General features: G+C 59.7%; 20 protein-coding genes and 1 riboswitch. Of the genes, 13 read left to right on the top strand and 7 right to left on the bottom strand.

Annotation, left to right across the window (positions count from 1 at the left end):
* Nucleotides 1–4 precede the first annotated feature (4 nt).
* On the bottom strand, nucleotides 5–2506 hold the full coding sequence (gene ptsP / locus ENGE1_RS17250) for a phosphoenolpyruvate--protein phosphotransferase (RefSeq protein ID WP_064360661.1): 2502 nt from the start codon (nucleotides 2504–2506) through the stop codon (nucleotides 5–7).
* Nucleotides 2507–2811: 305 nt separating this feature from the next.
* Here ptsP and ENGE1_RS17245 point away from each other — a divergent pair, with 305 nt between their 5' ends.
* The 5 genes from ENGE1_RS17245 to ENGE1_RS17225 are packed head-to-tail and all read left to right on the top strand — an operon-like array spanning nucleotide 2812 to nucleotide 7776.
* Nucleotides 2812–3891: a PTS fructose transporter subunit EIIC gene (locus ENGE1_RS17245; RefSeq protein WP_048254783.1), complete on the top strand. Its 1080-nt coding sequence runs from the start codon at nucleotides 2812–2814 to the stop codon at nucleotides 3889–3891.
* Nucleotides 3892–3905: 14 nt separating this feature from the next.
* Nucleotides 3906–4226: a PTS fructose-like transporter subunit IIB gene (locus ENGE1_RS17240; protein ID WP_045289264.1), complete on the top strand. Its 321-nt coding sequence runs from the start codon at nucleotides 3906–3908 to the stop codon at nucleotides 4224–4226.
* 50 nt (nucleotides 4227–4276) lie between these two features.
* The gene (locus ENGE1_RS17235; RefSeq protein WP_048254784.1) at nucleotides 4277–6574 is read left to right on the top strand and encodes a formate C-acetyltransferase; all 2298 of its coding nucleotides are present in this window, start codon (nucleotides 4277–4279) and stop codon (nucleotides 6572–6574) included.
* Nucleotides 6540–7418, top strand: coding sequence for a [formate-C-acetyltransferase]-activating enzyme (locus ENGE1_RS17230; RefSeq protein ID WP_048254786.1), 879 nt, complete (start codon nucleotides 6540–6542; stop codon nucleotides 7416–7418). The genes ENGE1_RS17235 and ENGE1_RS17230 overlap by 35 nt, the downstream gene beginning before the upstream one ends.
* 1 nt (nucleotide 7419) lies before the next feature.
* Nucleotides 7420–7776: a PTS fructose-like transporter subunit IIB gene (locus tag ENGE1_RS17225; RefSeq protein WP_048254787.1), complete on the top strand. Its 357-nt coding sequence runs from the start codon at nucleotides 7420–7422 to the stop codon at nucleotides 7774–7776.
* Here the strand turns inward: ENGE1_RS17225 and ENGE1_RS17220 are convergent.
* The 4 genes from ENGE1_RS17220 to argE all read right to left on the bottom strand — a co-directional run bounded on the left by ENGE1_RS17220 (nucleotide 7763) and on the right by argE (nucleotide 14723).
* Complete coding sequence (locus ENGE1_RS17220) at nucleotides 7763–8620, bottom strand: helix-turn-helix transcriptional regulator (RefSeq protein WP_048254789.1); 858 nt, start codon at nucleotides 8618–8620, stop codon at nucleotides 7763–7765. The genes ENGE1_RS17225 and ENGE1_RS17220 overlap by 14 nt on opposite strands.
* Before the next feature lie 80 nt (nucleotides 8621–8700).
* Nucleotides 8701–10434 (bottom strand): phosphoethanolamine transferase CptA, encoded by a 1734-nt coding sequence (locus ENGE1_RS17215; protein ID WP_048254790.1) that lies wholly within the window; start codon nucleotides 10432–10434, stop codon nucleotides 8701–8703.
* A 191-nt stretch (nucleotides 10435–10625) separates the two neighbouring features.
* Nucleotides 10626–13277, bottom strand: a complete 2652-nt coding sequence (gene ppc / locus ENGE1_RS17210; RefSeq protein WP_043081531.1) for a phosphoenolpyruvate carboxylase — start codon at nucleotides 13275–13277, stop codon at nucleotides 10626–10628.
* 294 nt (nucleotides 13278–13571) lie between these two features.
* A complete protein-coding gene (argE, locus tag ENGE1_RS17205; protein ID WP_048254792.1) occupies nucleotides 13572–14723 on the bottom strand; it encodes an acetylornithine deacetylase in 1152 nt (383 codons plus the stop codon).
* An 88-nt stretch (nucleotides 14724–14811) separates the two neighbouring features.
* On the opposite strand from argE, the gene argC reads away from it, so the two are divergent.
* The 4 genes from argC to oxyR all read left to right on the top strand — a co-directional run bounded on the left by argC (nucleotide 14812) and on the right by oxyR (nucleotide 19254).
* Nucleotides 14812–15816, top strand: a complete 1005-nt coding sequence (gene argC, locus ENGE1_RS28540; RefSeq protein ID WP_048254794.1) for an N-acetyl-gamma-glutamyl-phosphate reductase — start codon at nucleotides 14812–14814, stop codon at nucleotides 15814–15816.
* Nucleotides 15817–15828: 12 nt separating this feature from the next.
* Nucleotides 15829–16605 carry an acetylglutamate kinase gene (gene argB / locus ENGE1_RS28535; RefSeq protein ID WP_098940843.1) on the top strand — a complete coding sequence of 259 codons (777 nt, stop codon included), beginning with the start codon at nucleotides 15829–15831 and terminating at the stop codon, nucleotides 16603–16605.
* Nucleotides 16606–16698: 93 nt separating this feature from the next.
* Nucleotides 16699–18072, top strand: coding sequence for an argininosuccinate lyase (gene argH, locus ENGE1_RS17190; protein ID WP_043081535.1), 1374 nt, complete (start codon nucleotides 16699–16701; stop codon nucleotides 18070–18072).
* Between the two features lie 255 nt (nucleotides 18073–18327).
* Nucleotides 18328–19254 (top strand): DNA-binding transcriptional regulator OxyR, encoded by a 927-nt coding sequence (oxyR, locus tag ENGE1_RS17185; RefSeq protein WP_043081536.1) that lies wholly within the window; start codon nucleotides 18328–18330, stop codon nucleotides 19252–19254.
* Here oxyR and sthA read toward each other — a convergent pair.
* A complete protein-coding gene (sthA, locus tag ENGE1_RS17180; RefSeq protein ID WP_045289273.1) occupies nucleotides 19228–20628 on the bottom strand; it encodes a Si-specific NAD(P)(+) transhydrogenase in 1401 nt (466 codons plus the stop codon). The genes oxyR and sthA overlap by 27 nt on opposite strands.
* A gap of 240 nt (nucleotides 20629–20868) precedes the next feature.
* Here sthA and fabR point away from each other — a divergent pair, with 240 nt between their 5' ends.
* Nucleotides 20869–21504 (top strand): HTH-type transcriptional repressor FabR, encoded by a 636-nt coding sequence (fabR, locus tag ENGE1_RS17175; protein ID WP_043081538.1) that lies wholly within the window; start codon nucleotides 20869–20871, stop codon nucleotides 21502–21504.
* A gap of 30 nt (nucleotides 21505–21534) precedes the next feature.
* On the top strand, nucleotides 21535–21894 hold the full coding sequence (locus tag ENGE1_RS17170; RefSeq protein ID WP_043081539.1) for a YijD family membrane protein: 360 nt from the start codon (nucleotides 21535–21537) through the stop codon (nucleotides 21892–21894).
* Between the two features lie 41 nt (nucleotides 21895–21935).
* Here the strand turns inward: ENGE1_RS17170 and trmA are convergent, their stop codons facing one another.
* Nucleotides 21936–23036 carry a tRNA (uridine(54)-C5)-methyltransferase TrmA gene (trmA, locus tag ENGE1_RS17165; protein ID WP_048254799.1) on the bottom strand — a complete coding sequence of 367 codons (1101 nt, stop codon included), beginning with the start codon at nucleotides 23034–23036 and terminating at the stop codon, nucleotides 21936–21938.
* Nucleotides 23037–23139: 103 nt separating this feature from the next.
* A riboswitch (cobalamin riboswitch) is annotated at nucleotides 23140–23316 on the top strand.
* Nucleotides 23317–23383: 67 nt separating this feature from the next.
* On the opposite strand from trmA, the gene btuB reads away from it, so the two are divergent.
* Nucleotides 23384–25243, top strand: coding sequence for a TonB-dependent vitamin B12 receptor BtuB (gene btuB, locus ENGE1_RS17160; RefSeq protein WP_043081541.1), 1860 nt, complete (start codon nucleotides 23384–23386; stop codon nucleotides 25241–25243).
* Complete coding sequence (gene murI, locus ENGE1_RS17155) at nucleotides 25188–26039, top strand: glutamate racemase (protein WP_043081542.1); 852 nt, start codon at nucleotides 25188–25190, stop codon at nucleotides 26037–26039. The genes btuB and murI overlap by 56 nt, the downstream gene beginning before the upstream one ends.
* Nucleotides 26040–26345 lie beyond the last annotated feature (306 nt).

Raw genomic sequence — 26345 nt, 5'->3', positions numbered from 1 at the left:
CCTTTTAAAGTTCCAGTTCGTGTTGCAGCAGAGCGGCGATAGCCCCGGCGGAGGCGGCGTTCACCAGCGCGCTGCGAAATTCTTCGTGCATAATGCGCCGCGCCAGGCGCGAGAAGATGCGCATATGCTGATCGCCGGCGGCGTGTTTATTGAGGGTCAGCATGATGATGAACTGCGCCTCCTCATCGCCCCAGCGCACCGGCGCTGGCAGGCGCGCCACGCTGATCGTGGACTGTTCGATGTGCTCTGATTTGCTGTGCGGGATGGCGAAGCTGAAGCCGAGTCCGGTGGAGAAGACCGCTTCGCGGGCCCACAGGTCGGCCTCCAGCTTGCGCGGATAGCGGCAGCGGCCCGCCAGCAGCAGATTGTCGGTCATACCCTTCAGCACCTCTTCTTTGCTGCGCCAGTCGCTGTCGAGGGTAATGCACTCCGCGGTGACCAGCGGCGCATCCTGCTGGCTCATGCGAAACTGCGCCAGCAGGTGCTCCACTTCAAGAGAGGTGCGGCAGGCCATTGCCTGGTTGAGCAGCTGTCGGCAGGCGCGGCTGTCGAGCCGGGCCATGCGCGCTTTGGCCGCCGGAATCGACGGCGCGCTCATGCTGACCTCATCCAGCCCCAGGCCCACCAGCAGCGGCAGCACCGAACCTTTAGCGCCCAGCTCGCCGCACAGGCCAATCCATTTGCCCTGGCGGTGTACCGCCTGCACGGCGAAATCCAGCGCCCGCAGGAAAGCCGGATTCAGGCTGTTGTAGTGGCGGGTCACTTTCGCGTTGTCGCGATCTACCGCCAGCAGGTACTGGGTCAGGTCGTTGCTGCCGATGCTGAAGAAGTCTATCTCTTCGCAGCACTGGTCGATGATGAACATCACCGACGGCACCTCCAGCATGATGCCGAGCGGGGTCCGCTCATCAAAAGGCTCGTGTTTGGCGCGCAGCTGCTGCTTCGCCTCCGCCAGCTTCTCTTTCACCCACAGGATCTCTTCCATGGAGGAGATCATCGGGATCATGATTTTGAGGCTGCCGTGGGCCGAGGCCCGCAGGATCGCCCGCAGCTGGGTGGTGAACAGCGCGGCATACTCTTCATAGATGCGCACCGCGCGGTAGCCGAGGAACGGGTTGGCTTCGGCGGGAATATTGAGGTAGTCCACCGGCTTGTCGCCGCCGATATCCATCGTGCGCACAATAATGCTGCGCCCCTGGGCGGACTCCAGCGCCTGGCAGAAGATGTTGTATAGCTCGCTCTCGCCGGGGGCGCTGCTGCGATCCATATAGAGCATTTCGGTGCGGAACAGGCCGACGGCTTCCGCGCCGTTGCCGAACGCCGCCTGGGCTTCCACCGAGTGGGCGATGTTGGCCGCCACCTCGATGCGGATACCGTCGGCGGTGCGCGCCTCGCGGGTAAGCCAGACGCGCTGCTGCTCGCGCAGCGCCGCCTGGACCCGCGCCTCCTGCAGGTAGTAGCGTGCTACCGCGTCATCCGGGGCCACCACCACGGCGCCGGCGTTGCCGTCAATGCACACCGTTTTATGCAGCCACGGCGTCAGCGCCTCCATCTCCACGCCGACCAGCGTCGGGATATTGAAGGAGCGGGCGAGGATCACGGTGTGGGAGGTGGTGCCGCCGCTTTTGAGCAGCAGCCCCTTCAGCAGGGTTTTATCCAGCTCAAGGAACTGGCTCGGCGTCAGTTCGTCGGCCATGCAGACGGCGGGTCGGGTGAGCTTGCCCGGCGCCGGGAAGCGCTGCTCGCCGTAGATCTGCTGCAGCAGCTGTAAGCAGACGTCGCGCACGTCCAGCGCGCGCTCCTGCAGGTAGCCGCTTGCCGAGCGCGAGAATTCATCGCCGAAGTGGCGGGCGCTGGCGATAACGGCCTCGGCGCAGCTCAGACCGCGCGATACGCCGTCCAGCAGGTGCTGGCGCAGCGCGGCATCGCCCGCCAGCGAGCGGTGGGCTTCAAGGATCGCGCCGGTCGTGCCGTCGCTGTCCAGCAGGCGAAAATCGATGCTTTTAAGCAGCAGCGCCAGCCCTTTATCCAGCGCGGATTGCTCCTCTTCCGGCGTTCTGACGTCCGGCAGCGGGCCGATAGCGTTGAGGTCGAGAGAGGCGAGCAGGACCAGATCGCCGATGGCGCTGCCGCCGCAAACCGGGCGGGCGCGGAACAGCTGCGGATTGAGGTTGGTCAGCGAGACCGGCAGCGCGGACATTTCATGCTGCGGCTCGCCCGCCAGCGGCGCGTCGCAGTGGGGAAACTCTTCGACCAGCCAGCGGCTCAGACGCCGGTGGGCGGCCTCTTCGTCGCTGCCGCTGATGGTCAGGCGGCAGCTGTCGCCGGCCAGCGTGTCGGTGCCGATAAGCGACAGGGCGCTTTTGGCGCTGCCCTTGCGGTCGGTGCGCAGGTTATGCCATTCGATCTGTGAGGTGAAGGTGTTGCACAACGTCTCGACGTGGCTCGCCGGGCGGGCGTGGACGCCGTTGGGCAGCTCACAGGTAAATTCCACAATCAGGGCCATCTCTTCTCTCCTGCGTAATATTTCTGATACAGCATAAAAGGGCTTCCCGGCGGCGTACTATGTGACAAATCTGCCAAAAGCTGGACAAATGTAATATCAACGCCAAAGTGCGAAGCAGCTCGCAAATTGCCGCTTGTGCGGGAAAAATGGCGGGGAATGAAGTTATGAAGCGGATCTCATTTTTGTACTGATATTACAAAAGTCCAGTAAATGACCTTTTTGTCCACTGTCTGCGCCATTGCGGATTGCCTATTGTTTTCCGTAACCACATTACGGACAGGGCATTACTCGCCCGGGAGCGACTTATGAATGACTTGGTGCAGATCCTGAAGAACACCCGTCAGCACCTGATGACCGGCGTTTCGCATATGATCCCCTTCGTCGTAGCAGGCGGTATTTTGCTGGCGGTTTCCGTCATGCTGTACGGCAAGGGCGCCGTGCCGGACGCCGCGACCGATCCGAATCTGAAAAAGCTGTTTGATATTGGCGTCGCCGGGCTCACGCTGATGGTGCCCTTTCTTGCCGCCTATATCGGCTACTCCATTGCCGAACGCTCCGCGCTGGCGCCCTGCGCTATCGGCGCCTGGGTGGGCAACAGCTTCGGCGCCGGCTTCTTCGGCGCGCTGATCGCCGGGATTATCGGCGGTATCGTGGTTCACTATCTGAAAAAAATTCCGGTGCATAAGGTCCTGCGCTCGGTAATGCCTATCTTTGTCATCCCGATCGTCGGCACCTTTGTGACCGCAGGCATCATGATGTGGGGGCTCGGTGAGCCGGTGGGCGCGCTGACCAGCGGCCTGACCCAGTGGCTGCAGGGGATGCAGCAGGGCAGCATCGTCCTGCTGGCGGTGATTATGGGCCTGATGCTGGCCTTCGATATGGGCGGACCGGTGAATAAGGTTGCCTATGCCTTCATGCTGATCTGCGTGTCGCAGGGCGTGTATACCGTGGTGGCTATCGCCGCCGTCGCCATCTGCGTACCGCCGCTGGGCCTCGGGCTGGCAACGCTGGTGGGGCGCAAAAACTTTACCCCGGAAGAGCGCGAGGCGGGTAAAGCGGCGCTGGTGATGGGCTGCGTCGGCGTGACCGAAGGCGCTATTCCATTTGCCGCCTCCGACCCGCTGCGCGTTATTCCTTCCATCATGATCGGCTCCGCCTGCGGCGCGGCGACCGCGGCGCTGTTCGGTGCCCAGTGTTATGCGGGCTGGGGCGGTCTTATCGTGCTGCCGGTGGTTGAGGGCAAGCTGGGCTATATCGCCGCCGTCGCCGTCGGGGCCGTCGTAACCGCCGCCTGCGTCACCGTCCTGAAAAGCGTCGCCCGTAAAAAGGTCGTCCCGGCTGAAGACGGCGCCGACGATCTGGATTTAGATTTCGAAATTAATTAAGCGAGGAGTGAGCCATGACTAAGATTATTGCCGTAACCGCCTGCCCGTCGGGCGTCGCCCATACCTATATGGCCGCCGAGGCGCTTGAGAGCGCTGCGAAGGCGAAAGGCTGGGAAGTGAAGGTAGAGACTCAGGGCTCTATCGGGCTTGAAAACGAACTGACCGCCGACGATGTTGCCAGCGCGGATCTGGTGATTCTGACCAAAGACATCGGCATTAAGCAGGAGGAGCGCTTCAGCGGTAAAACCATCGTGCGCGTCAACATCAGCGATGCCGTGAAGCGCGCGGATGCCATTATGAGCAAAATTGATGCGCACCTGAAGCAAACGGCCTGATCCCTCTCCCGCCCGGACGGGCGGGCTTCTCTTTTCTACAGGAGTTCCTCATGACGAATCGTATTCAGCGCCTGAAAGACGCTCTGTTTCAGAGCAACCGCGAAATCTCTCTTGAGCGCGCGCTGCTCTATACCGCCAGCCACCGCCAGACCGAAGGCGAGCCGGTTATCCTGCGCCGCGCGAAGGCGACGGCGCATATTCTTGAGCACGTAGAGATTTCGATTCGCGATGAGGAACTGATTGCCGGCAACCGCACGGTTAAGCCGCGGGCGGGCATTATGTCGCCGGAAATGGACCCCTACTGGCTGCTCAAGGAGCTGGACGCCTTTTCCACCCGGCCGCAGGACCGCTTCGATATCAGCGATGCAGATAAAGAGATCTACCGCAGCGAGCTGTTCCCCTACTGGGAAAAGCGCTCGATGAAGGACTTTATCAACGGCCAGATGACCGATGAGGTGAAGGCCGCCGTCAGTACCCAGATTTTCAGCGTTAACCAGACCGATAAAGGGCAGGGGCACATCATTATCGATTACCCACACCTGCTCAATCACGGCCTTGATGCGCTGGTGGCGCAGATGCGCCAGCACTGCCGGCGCGAGCCGGAAAATCACTTTTACCAGGCGGCGGCGCTGCTGCTGAAAGCGTCGCAAAAGCATATCCTGCGCTATGCCGCGCTTGCCGACGAGATGGCCGCAGCCTGCGAGGACCCGCGCCGCCGCGAGGAGCTGCTGGCGATAGCCGCCAACTCGCGCCACAATGCCCGGCACAAGCCGCAGACCTTCTGGCAGGCGTGCCAGCTGTTCTGGTACCTCAATATCATTCTGCAGTACGAATCCAATGCCAGCTCGTTATCGCTGGGCCGCTTCGATCAGTATATGCTGCCGTTTTATCAGGCGTCCCTCAGCCAGGGCGAAGATCCGGCGTTTCTTAAGGAGCTTCTCGAATCGCTGTGGGTGAAGTGCAACGACATCGTGCTGCTGCGATCCACCGGCAGCGCCCGCTACTTCGCCGGCTTTCCTACCGGCTACACCGCGCTGCTCGGCGGCCTGACGGAGAGCGGGCGCAGCGCGGTGAACGTACTGTCGTTCCTTTGTCTGGACGCTTATCAGAGCGTGCAGCTGCCGCAGCCTAACCTCGGGGTGCGCACCAATGCCCTGATCGACACGCCGTTCCTGATGAAAACGGCGGAAACTATTCGCCTCGGGACCGGCATTCCGCAGATTTTTAACGATGAAGCGGTGGTTCCCGCTTTCCTCAACCGCGGCGTATCGCTGGAAGACGCCCGCGACTACGCGGTCGTCGGCTGCGTAGAGCTCTCCATTCCCGGGCGCACCTACGGCCTGCACGATATCGCGATGTTTAACCTGCTGAAAGTGATGGAGATTAGCCTGTATGAAAATGAAGGCAACGCCGCGCTGAGCTATGAAGGGCTGCTGGCGCACATCCGCAGCAAGATAGACCACTATATTTCCCTGATGGTTGAGGGCAGCAACATCTGCGATATCGGCCACCGCGACTGGGCGCCGGTGCCGCTGCTCTCCTCGTTTATCAGCGACTGCATCGAAAACGGGCGCGATATTACCGACGGCGGCGCGCGCTACAATTTCTCCGGCGTGCAGGGTATCGGCATCGCCAACCTGAGCGACTCGCTTAACGCCCTGAAGGGGATGGTGTTCGAGCAGCAGCGCCTGAGCTTTGACGAACTGCTGGCGGTGCTGAAGGCTAATTTCGCCACGCCGGAGGGTGAGAAGGTGCGCGCAAGGTTGATCAACCGCTTCGAGAAGTACGGCAACGATATCGACGACGTGGATAACATCAGCGCCGGGCTGCTGCGCCACTACTGCAAGGAAGTGGAGAAATACCGCAACCCGCGCGGCGGCTATTTTACGCCGGGCTCCTATACCGTTTCCGCCCACGTACCGCTCGGCTCGGTGGTCGGCGCAACGCCGGACGGACGCTACGCCGGGGAGCAGCTGGCGGACGGCGGGCTGTCGCCGATGCTCGGTCAGGACATGCAGGGCCCGACGGCGGTGCTCAAGTCGGTGAGCAAGCTGGATAACACGCTGCTCTCCAACGGCACGCTGCTGAACGTCAAGTTCACGCCGGCGACGCTGGAGGGCGATGCCGGGCTGCGCAAGCTGGCGGACTTCCTGCGCGCCTTTACCCAGCTCAAATTGCAGCACATCCAGTTTAACGTGGTCAACGCCGATACGCTGCGCGAGGCCCAGCAGCGGCCTCAGGACTTTGCCGGGCTGGTGGTCCGCGTTGCCGGCTACAGCGCCTTCTTTGTCGAGCTGTCGAAGGAGATCCAGGATGACATCATTCGCCGCACCGCGCATCAGCTGTGAGGTCGTCGAGCCGCGCGGCGAAGATGTCGCGCGCATCTTTAACATTCAGCGCTACTCGCTGAATGACGGCGAGGGGATCCGAACGGTGGTCTTTTTTAAAGGCTGCCCGCACACCTGTCCGTGGTGCGCCAACCCGGAGTCGATGTCGCCGAAAATCGAAACCGTGCGCCGGGAGAGCAAGTGCCTGCGCTGCGCCACCTGCCTGCGCGATGCCGACGAGTGCCCCTCCGGCGCGTTTGAGCGCATTGGCCGCGACGTGACCCTTGACGCGCTGGAAAAAGAGGTGATGAAAGACGAGCTTTTCTTTCGCACCTCCGGCGGCGGCGTGACGCTCTCCGGCGGCGAGGTGCTGATGCAGGCGCCCTTTGCGACGCGTTTTCTCGCGCGCCTGCGGCGCTGGGGCGTCGCCTGCGCCATCGAAACGGCGGGCGATGCGCCGTCCGGCCGGCTGCTGCCGCTGGCGCACTTGTGCGATGAAGTGCTGTTCGACCTGAAAATTATGGACCCTCTGCTGGCGAAGGCGGTGGTCAATATCAATATGCCCAGAGTGCTGGAGAACCTGCGCCTGCTGGTCAGGGAAGGCATCAACGTGATCCCGCGCCTGCCGCTGATCCCCGGCTACACCCTGAGCCCTGAGAATCTGCAGCAGGCGTTGACGCAGCTGTCATCATTGGGTATTAAGCAGGTCCACCTGCTGCCTTTTCACCTCTACGGCGCGCCGAAATACCGCCTGCTCGGCAGGCGCTGGACGATGGGCGAGGTAAAGGCGCCCGCGGCGCAGGAGATTGCGCGATTGCGCGAGATGGCGGAAGACGCCGGATTTCAGGTCACACTCGGAGGTTAATATGGCCATCGTCCCTGTTCGATATCTGGTTGCCGTCACCGCCTGCGTGAGCGGCGTGGCGCACACCTATATGGCCGCCGAGCGGCTGGAGAAGCTCTGCCAGCAGGAGAAATGGCAGATCAAAATAGAGACGCAGGGCGCGCTGGGCACTGAGAATCTGCTCAGCGAGGAGGATATTCAGCGCGCCGATGCCGTGCTGCTGATCACCGATATTGAGCTGGCGGGCGCGGAACGCTTTATCGACAGCAGCTACGTGCAGTCGGGGATCAGCGCTTTTCTGCGCGATCCGTCTAAAGTCATGAGCGCGGTGCGCAAGGTGCTGGCCGCGCCGCAGCGCACCCACCTTATTCTGAACTAGCCGCTTTTTCCGTCAGCTGGCTGTGGTACTGGCGGCGGTACTCGGTCGGCGAGCGCTCGGTGTTTTTGCGAAACAGGCGGCAGAAGTAGTTGCTGTCGACAAACCCGCAGCTGCGGGCCACCTCTTTGACCTTCAGATCGTATCCCTTCAGCAGCGTTTTCGCCTGCTCCAGCCTGACGTGATTCAGGTATTCGTTAAAGCCCTGCCCGCCGCTTTTCTGGAACAGATGAGAGAGGTAGTTGGGGGAGATATAGAACGCCTGCGCCACCGACTCGCGGGTGAGCGGCGAGGCGTAGTGTCGGTCAATATGGTCGCGGATGGCCTCAAACAGCGCCTGGCTGCGCGACGCTGTCTGGATCTGGCTGCCGAGCAGGTCGCGGCAGTGGCTGAGCAGGCTGGCGACGATAAGCCGGGCCGTCTGCTGCTCCTGCGGCTGCATCTGCATTTCGCCAAGGGTCTGCAGCAGAAAGGAGCCGATGCGCGGGCCGCGGCGGGCGACGTGCTGGCGGGCAAGATTCTGCGAGGTTTCGCCATCCCACGCCACCACGCTAAAGCCGAGCTGCTGCTTGCCGAAAAGAATGCTGAGGGTGGTTACCGGCGCCCGGCGCAGCGGAAAGTTCCAGCTGCCCGGCGGAACGTAGAGGATATCGCCTGCGCTGAGGCTCACGTCGTCGGCGACTGCCGCATCGGCGCACTCGCCCGCCAGCACCAGCTCCAGCCGGGGAAAATCAACCTGCCAGGAGAGCTTCGGCGGCGCGCCGCCGCCGTCGGCAAAGAAGATCCGTCCGAGCGGCGTGGTGCCGTCAGCAAAGCAAGAGAGAAGGTGGCTGATATCCTGATACATAGCGCGTTCCGCAGTTCCGTGACCGGGAAACAGTAACCGCCGCGATGTAAAAAGGCCACTGTAAAAGTGGCCTCCGGTAACTACTGATTGCCGACAGATTCGCCGTACGGCAGGCTATCGTAAGATTTTAGCGTCGCCGGTTTGTAGGGGTCGCCAATCCAGCGGGTGGTCTCTTTGAACTGCGGGCTGGTAATCGAGCGCGTCGGGTCGTAGCCGTCATAGCTCAGGCCGGCCAGATCGGACCAGGTGTGGATAAGCTCTGCGCTGCTGTACTTGCGGTCCACGTCCTGCGAAAAGTCGCGCGGATGGGCCGACTGCCACTTATCGGACGTCCATAGCAGGAACGGCACGGTGTACATATGGCGCGTCGGGTTGCCTTCGTTGCGGCCCTGCGTCTGGTGCGGAGGCGTGTCGTACACCTCTTCGCCGTGGTCGGAGAAGTAGAGCAGGAAGCCGTTAGGATCGGTCGCCCTGTAGCTGTTAATCAGGCTGGCCACCACGTGATCGTTGTAGCGGTTGGCGTTGTCGTAGTCGTTGTAATCCTCGCGCTGATCGTCGGAGAGGTTGCTGGGAACGGTATCCATCTTACCGTCAAACTTGCCCCAGTTTTCCGGATAGCGGTATTTGTACTTGATGTGCGTCCCCAGCAGGTGCACGACGATAAACTTCTTCGGCGCCGGATCGGCCATCACCTCTTTAAACGGCGCCAGCACGTTGGTGTCGTACTCGCGCGCGCTCTGGGTGCGCTGCTGATTCATATAGAACTGCTTATCCGTCTGCTCGGAAAATACCGTCAGCATGGTGTTGCGCTCGGTCATTGTCTGCTGGTTGGTGATCCAGAAGGTCTTATATCCGGCCTGCTTCATCATATTCATCAGCGACGGTTTGGTCAGATAGAGGTCCGGATGCTGCTCGTTGGCGAAGGTCAGGGCCTGCTGCAGGATCTCAATGGTATAGGGCCGCGAGGTGACGACGTCGTTAAAGACGGTCAGGTTTTTATCGCTCTTGTGCATCGCGTCCAGCTCCGGCGTGGTTTCACGCGGGTAGCCGTAGAGGCTCATGCGGCCGCGCTGGGTGGATTCGCCGATGACCAGTACCAGCGTGCGCGGCGCGTCGCCGGAGCTGTCCTTCAGATTGGCCAGCGGCGGCAGGGCGTTGTTGGCGTCCAGCAGGCGGTTAAGGCTGCTCAGCTGCTGGCGGTACTGGTAGTAGCCGGTAATAAACTGCCACGGCGCGGCGGGCTCCATGCGCGAGGCCATGCCGTTGAGCGTTTTCTCAATGGGCTTGTGCTTAATAAAGGTGCCCGTAATCAGCGGATTAAGGATCAGTCCGTACAGCAGGGCAAATGACACCAGCCAGCGCCACGGCGACGGAATATAGACCGGCTTGAGACGGGTCCAGAGGAAAATAACCACCGCCGTGTAGGCGATAGCGGTGAGCACAATTTTCCAGCTGAAGTACTGCGTCAGGTACTCTCCCGCCTCGCCGGTGTTCGATTCGAACATCGTGAACATCACGCTCTGGGAGAACTCCTGGCCGTAAATCACGTAGTAGCAGAGCGTGGCCAGCGATGCGGCCCACAGTACGATACCGATGACGGCGGCAATGGCGCGGGTTCTGGCAGGAAAAAGAAATATCGGGATCAGCCACAGGGAGCTGAACAGCAGGGAGTCGCGCAGCCCGTTAGTACCGCTGAAGCCGCTGAAGCAGATAATGGCCTGCAGCAGCGTAGAGAAAAACCAGAAGTAGAGCAGCGCCCAGACGAGGGCCTGCCAGCTAAATTTGCCCTTGGCCGGTGAAGGTGTTGAAAGCATATCCTGAACCTGTTTGTTATCGTGGCGGCAAACGTAGCGGTAAAAGATTAAGCAAACATTAATTAACGCCGGTTAGGTGATTATTCTGTGGATAAAAAGTCACGTAGCGGACAAAACAGAGAGGATTCTGAGGGGAAACGCGGGGAAATGCGCTGCTCTCACCGGCAGTGAGAGCAGCGCAGTATGGCCGGTTAGCCGGTGTTGCGCATGCCGGCCGCGACGCCGGCGATGGTGACCATCAGCGCCTGCTCGACGCGCGGGTCGGGCTCTTGCCCGGCCTCTTCCGCCTGGCGCGAGCGGTGCAGCAGCTCGGCCTGCAGGACGTTCAGCGGATCGGTATAGATGTTACGCAGCTGGATGGATTCGGCGATCCACGGCAGGTCGGCCATCAGGTGTGAATCGTTGGCGATAGCCAGCACTACCTTGATATCGGCCTCCAGCAGCTTGCGCAGCTCGCTGCCGAGCGGCCACAGCGCTTTCTTCACCAGGCGCTGATCGTAGTACTCCGCCAGCCACAGGTCGGCCTTGGAGAAGACCATCTCCAGCATCCCCAGACGGGTTGAGAAGAACGGCCAGTCGCGGCACATCGCCTCCAGCTCGCTCTGCTTACCTTCTTCAACCGCTTTCTGCAGCGCCGCGCCGGCGCCGAGCCAGGCCGGCAGCATCAGGCGGTTTTGCGTCCAGGCGAAAATCCACGGAATGGCGCGCAGCGACTCGACGCCGCCGGTGGGGCGACGTTTGGCCGGGCGCGAACCCAGCGGCAGCTTGCCCAGCTCCTGCTCCGGCGTGGCCGAGCGGAAGTAGGGCACAAAGTCTTTGTTTTCGCGCACGAAGCCGCGGTACATGTTGCAGGAGATCTCAGAGAGTTCGTCCATGATGTGGCGCCACTCTGGCTTCGGCTCCGGCGGCGGCAGCAGGTTGGCCTCCAGAATGGCGCTGGTGTACAGCGACAGGCTGCTGATGGTCACTTCCGGCAGGCCGTACTTGAAGCGGATCATCTCGCCCTGCTCGGTGACGCGCAGGCCGCCCTTGAGGCTGCCCGGCGGCTGGGAGAGCAGCGCCGCGTGGGCAGGGGCGCCGCCGCGGCCGATGGAGCCGCCGCGGCCGTGGAACAGGGTCAGCTCAATGCCCGCTTTTTCGCAGGTTTTGATCAGCGCATCCTGGGCCTGATACTGCGCCCAGGAGGCGGCCATCACGCCCGCGTCTTTGGCGGAGTCGGAGTAGCCGATCATCACCATCTGCTTGCCCTGGATAAAGCCGCGATACCAGTCGATATTCAGCAGCTGGGTCATCACGTCGTTGGCGTTATTCAGATCGTCGAGGGTCTCGAACAGCGGCGCGACCGGCAGGGCAAAACCGATCCCGGCCTCTTTGAGCAGCAGGTGAACCGCCAGCACGTCGGACGGCGTTTTGGCCATCGAGATCACGTAGGCGGCGATGGAGCCCTGCGGCGCTTCGGCGATCGCCCGGCAGGTATCGAGTACTTCGCGGGTGTCGTCGCTGGGTTCCCAGCTGCGCGGCAGCAGCGGGCGCTTGGAGTTCAGTTCGCGGATCAGGAACGCCTGCTTGTCGGCCTCCGACCAGCTTTCGTAGTCGCCGATGCCGAGGTAGCGGGTCAGCTCGCCCAGCGCCTCGGTGTGGCGGGTGCTCTCCTGGCGCACGTCGATGCGCACCAGCGGCACGCCAAAGCACTTCACGCGGCGCAGGGTGTCGAGCAGTTCGCCGTTGGCGATGATGCCCATGCCGCAGGCCTGCAGCGATTTGTAGCAGGCGTACAGCGGCTCCCACAGCTGTTCGTTCTGGGTGATAAGCCCGGCGGGTTTCGGCAGCTTTTCGCCCTTGAGGCGCGCTTCCAGCCACGCCTGGGTGGCCATCAGCTGGCTGCGCAGGGATTTCAGCAGATAGCGGTACGGCTCCGCCGCGCCCGCTTCGCCGACGTACTCGCGCAGCTCGTCGGTACAGTTCACCATCGACAGCTCGGAGATCAGGACCTGCATGTCTTTAAGGAACAGGTCGGTGGCCTTCCAGCGGCTCAGCAGCAGCACGGTGCGGGTAATATTTGACGTTACGTTCGGGTTGCCGTCGCGGTCGCCGCCCATCCAGGAGGTGAAGCGCACCGGCACGAAATCGACCGGCAGCTGATAGTTGAGGTTCTTCTCCAACTGCTCGTTCAGCTCGCGCAGATAGTGCGGAACCCCTTCCCACAGGCTGTTTTCCACCACCGCAAAGCCCCACTTGGCTTCATCGACCGGGCTGGGGCGATGCTTGCGGATCTCGTCCGTATGCCAGGACTGGGCAATCAGCTGGCGCAGGCGGCGCATCAGGCGGTGGCGCTCGTAGTCGGCAATATCCTGGTTATCCAGCTGCTTCAGGCAGTTGTTGATTTCGCCCATTTTATGAATCAGCGTGCGGCGGGTGATCTCCGTCGGATGGGCGGTCAGCACCAGCTCCAGCGACAGCGCCTCGACGGCTTTTTGAATACTGGCTTCGTTGAGATTGGGCTGCTCTTTCAGCTTGCGCAGCGTTTTTGCCATCACTTCCGGGTTGCTGGCCGCTTCGCCGCTCGGGGAGATGCTGTGGTACTGCTCGGCGGTATTCGCCAGGTTGAGGAACTGGCTGAAGGCGCGGGCCACCGGCAGCAGCTCGTCGTTGGAGAGGTTTTGCAGGGTGGTGAGCAGCGCCTGGCGATCGGCTTCATTGCCTGAGCGCGACGACTTCGACAGCTTACGGATGGTTTCCACCCGATCGAGAATATGTTCACCCAGAGCTTCTTTGATGGTCTCACCCAGCACCTTGCCGAGCATACTGACATTACTACGCAAAGCGGAATATTGTTCGTTCATTAACCCAGACACCCCATCTCATTTATGTATGTCACCGAATTTTACGCAACAGTCACGGCGCCGCAGTCAGTACAGCGATTGCGGTACGAAATCGTCGGGATATGGTATTCGGTAAATTTTGATAGTCACTTTATAAAGCCACGTAAAAACCCGCACGTCAATTGCGGCGAAATCGGTTCAGCAAACGAAGAATTAGGCGAAATTTAACAAATTTAATCAAGATGGCGCGAGATAAGCACAGCTTATAGCGAGGGGGTGGGCGTCATCCTCCCGGGCGGGAGGATGACGAGAGCGCTAGTGCCAGCAGAAGTGGCGCACGACTTTGCCGATCAGTTCCTGGGTCGGCTTAATAAAGCGGGTTTCCAGGAACTCATCCGGCTGGTGGGCCTGATTAATGGAGCCCGGGCCGAGCACCAGGGTCGGGCACAGCGTCTGGATATAGGGCGCTTCGGTGCAGTAGTTCACCACCTCCGCTTCGGTGCCGAGCAGTTTTTCCACCACCTGGACCAGGTTGTGATCGGGCGGGCACTCGTAGCCGGGGATCGGCGGGTGCAGTTCGGAGACCGTCAGACGGCCAGGCCAGCGTTCGCTGACCGGTGCCAGCGCCTCGTTCAGCAGTCCGTTGAGATCGTTGAGGGTCATGCCCGGCAGCGGGCGGATATCTAAATGCAGTTCGCAGCAGGCGCAGATGCGGTTTGCGGCATCGCCGCCGCTGATGGCGCCCAGGTTAAGCGTCGGATACGGCACGGCAAAGGCGGCATTGTGATAGCGATCTTTAAGTGAGTCGCGAAGCTGCATGATGCGCCCGATAGCGTCGTGCATCAACTCGATGGCGTTGACGCCCCGGTCCGGATCGCTTGAGTGGCCGGACTGGCCGAGCACCCGTACGGCGCTGGACATGTGGCCTTTGTGGGCCCGCACCGGCTGCAGCGAGGTGGGTTCGCCAATAATGGCGCAGTCCGGGCGCAGGCTGGTGGATTCAGAGAAGTAGCGGGCGCCCGCCATGCTGGTCTCTTCATCGGCGGTTGCCAGGATATAGAGCGGTTTTTTCAGTTTTGTCACGTCGACGTCGCGCAGGGCGTCGAGAATAAAAGCGAAGAAGCCCTTCATGTCGGCGGTGCCGAGGCCGTAGAGCTTGTTATCGTGTTCGCTCAGGGTGAAGGGATCGCGGGTCCAGCGGCCTTCGTCGAAGGGCACGGTGTCGGTATGACCGGTGAGCAGCAGGCCACCGGCGCCGCGGCCGGTGCTGGCCAGCAGGTTGAATTTTTTGCGCGTGCCGGGGACCGGCTGGATCTCAACGCTGAAGCCAAGCGCGGCAAACCAATCGCCCAGCAAATTGATTAAAGCTTCATTGCTCTGATCGAGAGATTCTTCCGTGGCGCTGATGGAGGGAGTCGCGATCAGCGCGCGATAAATCTCGATAAACGGCGGTAAAGTGTTTTTCATTGTTGACACACCTGAGGTCGTGATAGTATCAATATTCATGCATTTATTGTGAATAAAAATACACTATCGTTGCGCATTAAGGAACCCGATGTTGAATACGCTGATTGTTGGCGCCAGCGGTTATGCCGGTGCCGAGCTGGTAAGCTACATAAATCGCCATCCGCACATGACCATAACCGCTTTGACCGTATCAGCGCAAAGCAATGATGCGGGAAAGTTAATTTCTGACCTGCATCCGCAGCTGAAGGGGATTGTCGATCTGCCGCTGCAGCCGATGTCCGATATTCGCGAGTTCAGCGCCGGCGTTGACGTCGTTTTTCTGGCTACCGCCCACGAGGTGAGCCACGATCTGGCGCCGCAGTTCCTCGCCGAAGGCTGCGTAGTGTTCGATCTTTCCGGCGCGTTCCGCGTCAACGATGCTGAGTTTTATCAGCAATACTACGGTTTTACTCATCAACATCCTCAGCTGCTGGCGCAGGCAGTATACGGCCTGGCGGAGTGGAGCGGCGACAAGCTGAAAGAGGCAAATCTGATCGCAGTACCGGGCTGTTATCCGACGGCGGCGCAGCTGGCGCTGAAGCCGCTGATCGATGCCGGGATGCTGGATCTCGCCCAGTGGCCGGTGATCAACGCCACCAGCGGCGTCAGCGGTGCCGGGCGCAAGGCGGCCCTCTCTAACAGCTTCTGCGAAGTGAGCCTGCAGCCCTACGGCGTGTTTAACCACCGCCATCATCCGGAAATCACCACCCACCTTGGGGCGGAGGTGATTTTTACCCCGCACCTCGGCAACTTTAAGCGCGGCATTCTGGAAACCATTACCTGCCGCCTGAAGCCGGGCGTGAACCGCGCACAGGTCGCGGAAGTCTTTGCAGCCGCCTATGCCAGCAAGCCGCTGGTGCGCCTCTACGAGAGCGGCGTGCCGGCGCTGAAAAACGTTGTCGGCCTGCCGTTCTGCGATATCGGCTTTGCCGTTCAGGGCGAGCACCTGATTATCGTCGCGGCAGAGGACAATCTGCTGAAAGGCGCGGCGGCGCAGGCCGTGCAGTGCGCAAATATCCGTTTCGGTTTTGCCGAAACACAGTCTCTTCTCTGAATGGATGGCGTCGTGATGAACCCTTTAATTATTAAACTCGGTGGCGTACTGCTGGACAGTGAGGAAGCGCTGGAGCGTCTGTTTACCGCCCTGGTGGCGTACCGCGCGGAGCATCAGCGCCCGCTGGTGATCGTGCACGGCGGCGGCTGCGTGGTGGATGAGCTGATGAAAAAGCTCAATCTGCCGGTGAAAAAGAAAAACGGTCTGCGGGTGACCCCGGCGGATCAGATTGACATCATTACCGGCGCGCTGGCGGGGATTGCCAATAAGACGCTGCTGGCGTGGGCGAAGAAGCACGATATCGCCTCTGTCGGGCTCTATCTGGGCGATGGCGATAGCGTAACGGTAACCCAGCTTGATGAAGAGCTTGGCCACGTCGGGCTGGCGAAGCCGGGCTCGGCAACCCTTATCAATACGCTGCTGGCGGGCGGCTTCCTGCCGGTGGTCAGTTCAGTAGGCGTGACGGAAGAGGGCCTGCTAATGAACGTGAATGCCGATCAGGCGGCGACGGCGCTGGCGGCGACGCTGGGGGCGGATCTTATTCTGCTCTCCGACGTCAGCGGCATCCTCGACGGCAAAGGTCAGCGCATCCCCGAAATGACGGCGGCGAAAGCCGAACAGCTGATTGCGCAGGGCATTATTACCGACGGCATGATCGTCAAGGTTAACGCGGCGCTGGATGCGGCCCGTACTCTCGGCCGCCCGGTGGATATCGCCTCCTGGCGCCACGCCGAGCAGCTGCCGACGCTGTTTAACGGTACGCCGATTGGTACGCGTATTCTGGCGTAGTCTTTCCCCTCGCCCTAACCCTCTCCTTCAGGGAGAGGGCCGGGGTGAGGGCAGTTTTCTTACCTGACATTAACGAATTTAAGGATTGTTACTATGGCACTTTGGGGCGGGCGTTTTACTCAGGCGGCGGACCAGCGGTTCAAACAGTTCAACGACTCTCTGCGCTTCGACTATCGCCTGGCGGAGCAGGATATCGTTGGCTCCGTAGCCTGGTCGAAAGCGCTGGTCACCGTCGGCGTACTGACGGCAGAGGAGCAGCAGCAGCTGGAGGCGGCGCTGGGTACGCTGCTGGAAGAGGTGCGCGCGAATCCGGAGCAAATCCTGGAAAGCGATGCCGAAGATATTCACAGCTGGGTCGAGGGTAAGCTGATTGATAAAGTCGGCCCGCTGGGTAAAAAGCTGCATACCGGCCGCAGCCGCAACGATCAGGTGGCAACCGATCTCAAGCTGTGGTGCAAAGAGAGCGTGGCCGGCCTGCTGGATGCCGTGCGCCAGCTGCAAACGGCGCTGGTAGCAACCGCGCAGAGTAACCAGGACGCGGTGATGCCGGGCTATACCCACCTGCAGCGCGCTCAGCCGGTGACCTTCGCCCACTGGTGTCTCGCCTACGTTGAGATGCTGGCCCGCGACGAGAGCCGCCTGCAGGATACGCTTAAGCGCCTCGACGTCAGCCCGCTGGGCTGCGGCGCGCTGGCGGGCACCGCCTACGAAATCGACCGCGAGCAGCTGGCAGGCTGGCTGGGCTTTGCCTCCGCCACCCGCAACAGCCTGGATACCGTTTCCGATCGTGACCACGTGCTGGAGCTGCTGTCCGACGCCTCTATCGGCATGGTGCATCTGTCGCGCTTTGCCGAAGACCTGATTTTCTTCAACACCGGCGAGGCGGGCTTCGTTGAGCTGTCTGACCGCGTGACGTCCGGCTCATCGCTGATGCCGCAGAAAAAAAACCCGGACGCGCTGGAGCTTATTCGCGGCAAGTGCGGCCGCGTGCAGGGCGCGCTGACCGGCATGATGATGACCCTCAAGGGGCTGCCGCTGGCCTACAACAAGGACATGCAGGAAGATAAAGAGGGTCTGTTTGACGCGCTTGATACCTGGAGCGACTGCCTGCACATGGCGGCGCTGGTGCTTGACGGCATTCAGGTGAAGCGCCCCCGCTGTCAGGAGGCGGCCCAGCAGGGCTACGCCAACGCCACTGAGCTTGCGGACTATCTGGTGGCGAAAGGCGTGCCGTTCCGCGAGGCGCACCACATTGTCGGCGAAGCGGTGGTGGAGGCGATTCGCCAGGGCAAGCCGCTGGAGGATCTGCCGCTGGCCGATCTGCAAACGTTCAGCGCGACGATTGGCGAGGACGTCTACCCGATCCTCTCCCTGCAGTCCTGCCTCGACAAGCGCGCCGCAAAAGGCGGCGTCTCCCCGACCCAGGTCGCGCAGGCGATAGCGGACGCCAAAAAACGGCTGGCGTAGCCCGCCGTCCAACGCTCTGAGCCCGGCTTAACGCCGGGCTTTTTTGTGCAAAAAAAAGCGGACCGTGGGAGGTCCGCAAAAGTTCACGTTGGCTTTAGTTGTTCGGCTTGAAAACGCGGCGGCAAGGACAGGGGGGTTAAATGAGGTGCCGCTGCGTTTCTGATGCTAATTATTACCCGGAGTGCTTGATAGGGATAATCGTTCATTGCTATTCTATCTATCGCCATGAACTATCGTGGCCATGGAGGATGAATAATGAATATTCGCGATCTTGAATACCTGGTGGCGTTAGCCGAGCATCGTCACTTCCGCCGCGCGGCGGACTCCTGCCACGTCAGCCAGCCGACGCTGAGCGGACAGATCCGCAAGCTGGAAGACGAGCTGGGCGTGATGCTGCTGGAGCGCACCAGCCGCAAGGTGCTGTTCACTCAGGCCGGTCTGCTGCTGGTGGATCAGGCCCGGACCGTGCTGCGCGAGGTCAAAGTGCTCAAGGAGATGGCAAGCCAGCAGGGCGAAACGATGTCCGGGCCGCTGCACATCGGCCTGATACCTACCGTTGGTCCCTACCTGCTGCCGCACATCATTCCGATGCTGCATCAGACGTTCCCTAAGCTTGAGATGTACCTTCACGAAGCCCAGACGCATCAGCTGCTGGCGCAGCTCGACAGCGGCAAGCTCGACTGCGCAATCCTGGCGCTGGTCAAAGAGAGCGAGGCCTTTATCGAGGTGCCGCTGTTTGACGAACCCATGATGCTGGCGATTTATGACGATCACCCATGGGCCGGACGCGACCGCGTGCCGATGTCCGATCTGGCGGGGGAGAAGCTGCTGATGCTGGAAGACGGGCACTGCCTGCGCGACCAGGCGATGGGTTTCTGTTTTGAGGCCGGCGCCGACGAGGATACCCATTTCCGGGCCACCAGCCTGGAGACGCTGCGCAATATGGTGGCGGCGGGCAGCGGCATTACGCTACTGCCGGCGCTGGCGGTGCCATCGGAGCGCAGGCGCGACGGCGTGGTCTATCTGCCGTGCATTAAGCCGGAGCCCCGGCGCACCATCGGGCTGGTCTATCGTCCGGGATCGCCGCTGCGCAGCCGCTATGAGCAGCTGGCAGAGGCCATCCGCGAATCGATGGATGGCCATTTTGACAAAGCGTTAAAACAGGCGGTTCAGGCCGTTTAGCGCCGCGACCCGATAGGCTTCCGCCATGGTCGGGTAGTTAAAGGTGGTGTTAACGAAGTACTCGATGGTGTTACCACCGCCTTTCTGCTCCATGATCGCCTGGCCGATATGAATAATTTCGGCCGCGCGTTCGCCAAAGCAGTGGATCCCCAGGATCTCCTTGGTTTCCCGATGGAACAGGATCTTCAGCGTCCCCACGTTCATGCCGACAATCTGCGCCCGCGCGAGGTGCTTGAACTGCGCGCGCCCCACTTCATACGGCACTTTCATTGCCGTCAGTTGCTGCTCGGTTTTCCCGACGGAGCTGATTTCCGGAATGGTGTAGATGCCGGTAGGAATGTCTTCAATCAGGTGGGCGGTGGCTTCGCCTTTAATCATCGCCTGAGCGGCAATGCGGCCCTGATCGTAGGCGGCTGAAGCGAGGCTCGGGTAGCCAATCACGTCGCCGACCGCGTAGATATGCGGAACGGCGGTCTGGTACATGCTGTTGACCTTCAGCTGGCCGCGGCTGTCCGCCTGCAGGCCAACGTTTTCCAGCGACAGAGAATCGGTATTGCCGGTACGGCCGTTGGCAAACAGCAGGCAGTCGGCTTTCAGCTTCTTGCCGGACTTCAGGTGCATAATGACGCCGTCGTCCAGGCCCTCAATTCGCTCGTACTCTTCATTGTGGCGAATGACTACGCCGTTATTCCAGAAGTGGTAAGAGAGGGAGTCTGACATCTCCTGATCGAGGAAGGCCAGCAGGCGGTCGCGGGTGTTGATCAGGTCAACTTTGACCTCCATGCCGCGGAAGATCGACGCATATTCGCAGCCGATGACCCCGGCGCCGTAAATGATCACGTGGCGCGGTTCATGGTGCAGGTCAAGGATAGAGTCGCTGTCGTAGATGCGCGGATGGTTGAAGTCGACGTCTGCCGGGCGGTAGGGGCGCGAACCGCAGGCGATAACAAATTTTTCTGCCGTAATCTGCTCAACGGAGCCGTCATGACACTTCAGGGCAATGGTGTGCTCATCAACGAAGTGGGCGTCGCCCTGCAGCATCTCGCAGTGGTTGCGTTCGTAGAAGCCCTGGCGCATTCGGGTCTGCTGATTGATAACGCTGTCGGCGTGGTTGAGGATGTCGGCAAAGGAGGAGCGGAGAAGTCTGGTGTGGTCGCTGTATAAAGGATTCTGGTTAAACTCGATGATACGGCTGACCGCCTGGCGGAGTGCTTTTGACGGGATGGTGCCCCAGTGGGTGCAGCCGCCGCCGACGTTGTGATAGCGCTCGAGAACGGCTACCCGGGCTCCCTGTTTAACCAGCCCCATAGAAGCCCCTTCACCGCCGGGGCCGGAGCCAATCACTATTACATCATAATCATAGGAATCTGACATGGTGAGGTTTACCTGCTCTTATACGTAAAATCAACATAATGGTAACATTACCGGCGCGTTAACCCAATTATCGTTGGGTATTTTCGCACCAAAAGAGCACAAACTCCCCATCGCTGCATCACTTTTCCCGCGCCCGACCTCACGTTTCCGGCGATAAACAATCATTCACAATCCAGCAGTAAACGATTAATTTCAATCTCTGGTATAGTGCCAGCTGGTAGAGGGAAGGATTCAGACATCGTGATGGGCGTAAGAGCGCAACAAAAAGAGAAGACCCGCCGTTCGCTGGTAGAGGCAGCATTCAGCCAGCTGAGTGCGGAGAGAAGTTTTGCCAGCCTGAGCCTGCGGGAGGTTGCTCGCGAGGCCGGCATTGCGCCGACCTCATTCTATCGCCACTTTCGCGATGTCGATGAGCTGGGGCTCACGATGGTTGACGAGAGCGGGCTGATGCTGCGCCAGCTGATGCGCCAGGCGCGCCAGCGTATCGCCAAAGGCGGCAGCGTTATCCGCACCTCGGTCTCCACATTTATGGAATTTATTGGTAATAACCCGAACGCATTTCGCCTGCTGTTGCGCGAACGTTCAGGGACCTCTGCCGCGTTTCGCGCCGCGGTTGCCAGAGAAATTCAGCACTTTATCGCTGAACTCGCTGACTACCTCGAGATCGAAAACCATATGCCGCGGGCCTTTACCGAAGCTCAGGCTGAAGCGATGGTCACCATCGTCTTCAGCGCCGGCGCCGAGGCGCTGGATATCACCCCGGAGCAGCGTCTGCAGTTAGAGGAACGCCTGGTTCTGCAACTGCGGATGATCTCGAAGGGGGCGTATTACTGGTATCGCCGGGAGCAGGAAAAAGTGGCCCACCGTGTCGAGTAAGTGAAATTCCGAGTAAGTGAAGGACGAGTAATGAAACAGACTGGTCAAGATAGAGGTACGTTACTGCTGGCATTAATTGCCGGCCTGTCGATTAACGGTTCATTTGCGGCGCTGTTCAGCTCCGTGGTGCCTTTTTCGATTTTCCCGATCATTGCCCTGGTGCTGACGGTCTACTGCCTGCATCAGCGCTATCAGAACCGCACGATGCCGCTGGGTCTGCCCGGGCTTGCCGCCGCCTGCTTTATCCTCGGCGTGCTCCTGTACAGTACCGTGGTACGGGCCGAATATCCGGACATCGGCTCTAACTTCTTCCCGGCGGTGCTGTCGGTCATTATGGTGTTCTGGATCGGTTACCGGATGCGTAACCCGAAAGTGAACGTTAGCGAGTAATCTCTCTTAAAACGGCAGGGTTTCCTGCCGTTTTGCCCTCTTTATTTCCTGATCAGCCAGACGCCGCACTCCATATGGTGGGTGTAGGGGAACTGGTCGAACAGCGCCAGCCGCACAATGCGATGCGTCTGTCCTAATGTTTCCAGATTCTTACACAGCGTTTCCGGATTGCAGGAAATGTAGAGAATATTGTCATATCCCTGCACCATTTTCTCCGTCTCACTGTCCAGCCCGCTGCGCGGCGGATCGACAAAAATCGTTTCGCACTGATAGCTTTTGAGGTCGATGCCCTGCAGGCGGTTGAACGCGCGCACGCCGTTCATTGCCTGGGTGAACTCCTCCGCCGCCATGCGGATGATCTGCACGTTGTCGATATGATTGGCGGCAATGTTGTATTGCGCGGCGGCCACGGACGGCTTGGCGATTTCGGTAGCCAGCACTCGATCGAAATTGCGCGCCAGGGCGAGAGAGAAGTTGCCGTTGCCGCAGTAAAGCTCCAGCAGATCGCCCTTTGCGCCCTGCGTTACGTCCAACGCCCACTCCAGCATCTGGATATTCATGGCGGCATTGGGCTGGGTGAAGCTGTTTTCGACCTGGCGATAGATCATTTCGCGGCCCTTCACCGGCAGGCGCTCATCAATATAGTCCTGGTCCAGCGCAATCTTGGTTTTGGTCGCCCGGCCAATCAGATGCACGTTGAGATTGGCGGCGCGCAGCGCGTCGCGCAGGCGGGTGGCGGCGGCCTGCCACTCAGCGTCCAGCTTCTTGTGGTAGAGCAGGGAGATCACCGCCTGATTGCTCATGGTGGTCAGGTAATCAACCTGGAACAGCTTGCGGCGCAGGACGTCGTCTGCTTTGACGCCGTCAATCACCGCCTTCATCAGGACGTTAATCAGCTCGCTGGCGGCCGGAAAGCTGTCGACGCGGATCCGCTGTTTCGTCTCCTGGTCGAAAATGATGTGGTACAGGTCGTCGCCGTCGTGCCAGAGGCGGAATTCGGCGCGCATCCGGTAGTGGCTGACCGGGGAGCGAAAGACCTCCGGCACCGGCGCATTATGCGGAGCCATCATACTCTGCAGGCGGACGACTTTTTCCGCCAGCTGGGCCTCATACTGTTCTGTCGGCAGGTGTTCGGGGGTCATAGCGGGTCCTGAATAAGAGAAATTACGCGGGGATTGTAGGGGATGGATAGCTGATGTCCAGACTTTCTCGGCGACAGCTATCTGGACACCTAAACGTGTGCAGATGTAACATTCTTTCTCCGGTCTCTGTGAGTGAAAAGGGAATCCAGTGCAAATCTGGAGCTGACGCGCAGCGGTAAAGACTGGCGGGATGATCGCGATAGACACTGCGGCAACGTGGGAAGTCTTCATCCATAACACGCCACCCAGCCCGAAGACCTGCCGGAGTACGTCGCAAGGGATACTCATCATCGCGAATTAATGATGGGGCCGGCGGCATCCTTCTTAGCTACTGGATGCTTTAAAAAATGATAAAAAAAACGATGCTGTTGACGGGCCTCTCCGTCACGGCTTTTTCTGGCTGGGCGCAGGATGCCGGTCAGGACACCATGGTTGTCACAGCAAGTCGCTTCCAACAGCCGGTGAGTACGGTACTGGCGTCAACAACAGTCGTTACGCGTGAGGATATCGATCGCTGGCAGGCGAAAAGTTTACCGGATGTTATGGCGCGTTTGCCCGGCGTTGATATCTCTCAAAATGGTGGCATGGGGCAGCTTTCGTCACTGTTTATCCGGGGCAGTGAATCCCGCCATGTTCTGCTGCTGATTGACGGTATCCGCCTGAATCAGGCGGGGGTATCAGGTTCCAGCGATCTTAGTCAGATACCGATGTCTATGGTGCAGCGGATTGAGTATATCCGGGGACCGCGCTCGGCGGTGTACGGTTCTGATGCCATCGGCGGTGTGGTCAATATCATCACCGGCCGGGATGATACGGGCACGACACTCACCGCAGGAATGGGTTCTCACGGCTATCAGTCGTATGAAGTCTCTTCGCAGCAGCAGGTTGATAAAACCAAAATCACGGTGGCGGGAAACTATACCTATACCCATGGCTTTGACGTTAAAGCCGATGATGGCTTTAACTCACGACAGCCCGATCGCGATGGCTTTATGAGTAAGTCCCTGTATGGCGCGCTTGAGCAGCAGTTTAATGATAATTTAAGCGGCTTCGTGCGCGGGTTTGGCTATGACAACCGTACTGCGTTCGATGGCAGCAGTATTTATGATGATAACTTCAACGAGATAGGGACTACCGACACGCGCAAGCTTTATAGTCAGACGTGGGACGGCGGCCTGCGCTATCACCAGGGCATCTACTCAACGGAGCTGGTCGGAAGCTACAGCCACAGTAAAGATTACAATTATGACCCGCATCTCGGCCAGTTTGATAAAACCGCCTCTCTTGATGACTCCAGACAGTACAACCTGCAGTGGGGCAACTCATTCGCGGTCGGCCACGGTACGGTCAGCGCGGGCGTTGACTGGCAAAAGCAAACGACAAAACCCGGAACCGCCTACCTTGCTGAGGGGCACGATCGCCGTACGACCGGCATTTACGCTACCGCACAGCAGCAGTTCAGCGCCGTCACGGTGGAGGGCGCCGTGCGTACGGACCATAATTCCCAGTTTGGTCAGCATACGACATGGCAATCAAGCGCAGCCTGGGAGTTCATCACGGGTTATAAAGTCTTTGCTTCCTACGGCACGGCGTACAAAGCGCCAAACCTGGGACAGCTATACAGCGACTACTACGGCAACCGGGATTTGAATCCCGAAAAAAGTAAAGAGTGGGAAGGCGGGTTCGAAGGCGTAACCGGGCCGGTAACCTGGCATGTTTCGGGTTATCGTAATGATGTTAAAGACCTTATTGATTCGGATCCCAATACCTATCGCTACTACAACATCGGCAAAGCCCGTATTAAGGGCGTGGAAGCAACGGCCTCATTCGATACGGCGGATATTCACCATCAGCTCTCTTACGATTATGTCGATCCTGAAAACCGCCGCACTCATCAAACGTTATTACGCCGGGCTAAGCAGCAGGTGAAGTACGACATTAATGGTGAGGTTTATTCTGTGGGCTGGGATGTCAGCTACCGTTATCTCGGACGTCGCTATGATAACGATTATCATAATGACTACAGCGGCGAGCGCATCAGGATGGGCGGAGTCAGTCTGTGGGACGTCGCCTTATCGTATCCAGTCACAACTCATCTGACGGTTCGTGGTAAAATCGCCAACCTGTTCGATAAAGATTACGAGACCGTTTATGGCTACCAAACTGCAGGACGGGAATACTACTTGTCTGGCAGCTACACCTTCTGATCCGCGTCCCACCGTGCTGGTATTTGATTCCGGCGTCGGTGGGCTGTCGGTTTATGATGAGATTCGGCACCTGCTGCCGGATCTCCACTACATCTATGTCTTCGATAACGCGGCTTTCCCCTATGGCGAGAAGAGCGAAGCGTTTATCGTTGAGCGCGTTGTTGACATCGTGACCGCGGTGCGGGCGCGTTATCCGCTGGCGCTGGCGGTGATCGCCTGTAACTCTGCCAGTACGGTTTCTCTTCCCGCCCTGCGCGAAAAATTCACCTTCCCGGTGGTGGGCGTCGTCCCGGCAATTAAGCCCGCTGCACGCTTAACGGCTAACGGTATCGTCGGCCTGCTGGCCACGCGCGGTACCGTTAAGCGTCCCTATACCCGGGAGCTGATTGAGCGCTTCGCGCACGAGTGCCGGATCGAGATGCTGGGCTCAGGCGAGCTGGTTGAGCTGGCAGAAGCTAAGCTCCACGGCGAGCCGGTATCTCTGGACGAGATGCGGCGCATACTGCGGCCGTGGCTGAGAATGCCTGAGCCGCCCGATACCGTGGTTCTGGGCTGCACCCATTTTCCGCTTTTACAGGATGAGCTGAAGGCGGTTCTGCCCGAAGGCACCCGGCTGGTGGACTCCGGGGCGGCCATTGCCCGCAGAACGGCATGGCTGCTTGAGCATGAGGCCCCGGAGGCAAAATCTTGTGATGAGAATATTGCTTTCTGCCTGGCGCTGACGCCGGCCACTGAGCAACTTTTGCCCGTTTTACGGCGATATGGCTTTGAAAGGCTTGAAAAACTGGTTGTTTAATACGCTTTTGCGTAAAAAAGAGACGGTTGAAAAGTTTTTTTAAAACAGGGCTTGTCAACGTCAGAGAACTCCCTATAATGCGCCACCACTGACACGGAACAACGGCAAACACGCCGCCGGGTCAGCAGGATTTCTCCGGAAATTCTGTCAGAGAAAAGCGAAAATAATTGCTTGACTCTGAATGAGGAAAACGTATTATACGGAACCTCGCGACAGAGCGCTAAAGCGCGTCGCAACTGCTCTTTAACAATTTATCAGACAATCTGTGTGGGCACTCAAAGTGACATGGATTCTTAACGTCGCAAG

The organism is Pluralibacter gergoviae ATCC 33028 = NBRC 105706 (assembly GCF_001598855.1).
Lineage (GTDB): Bacteria > Pseudomonadota > Gammaproteobacteria > Enterobacterales > Enterobacteriaceae > Pluralibacter > Pluralibacter gergoviae.
Note: the sequence above shows the minus strand (reverse complement) of the source record. Positions and strands in the feature narration are given on the sequence as shown.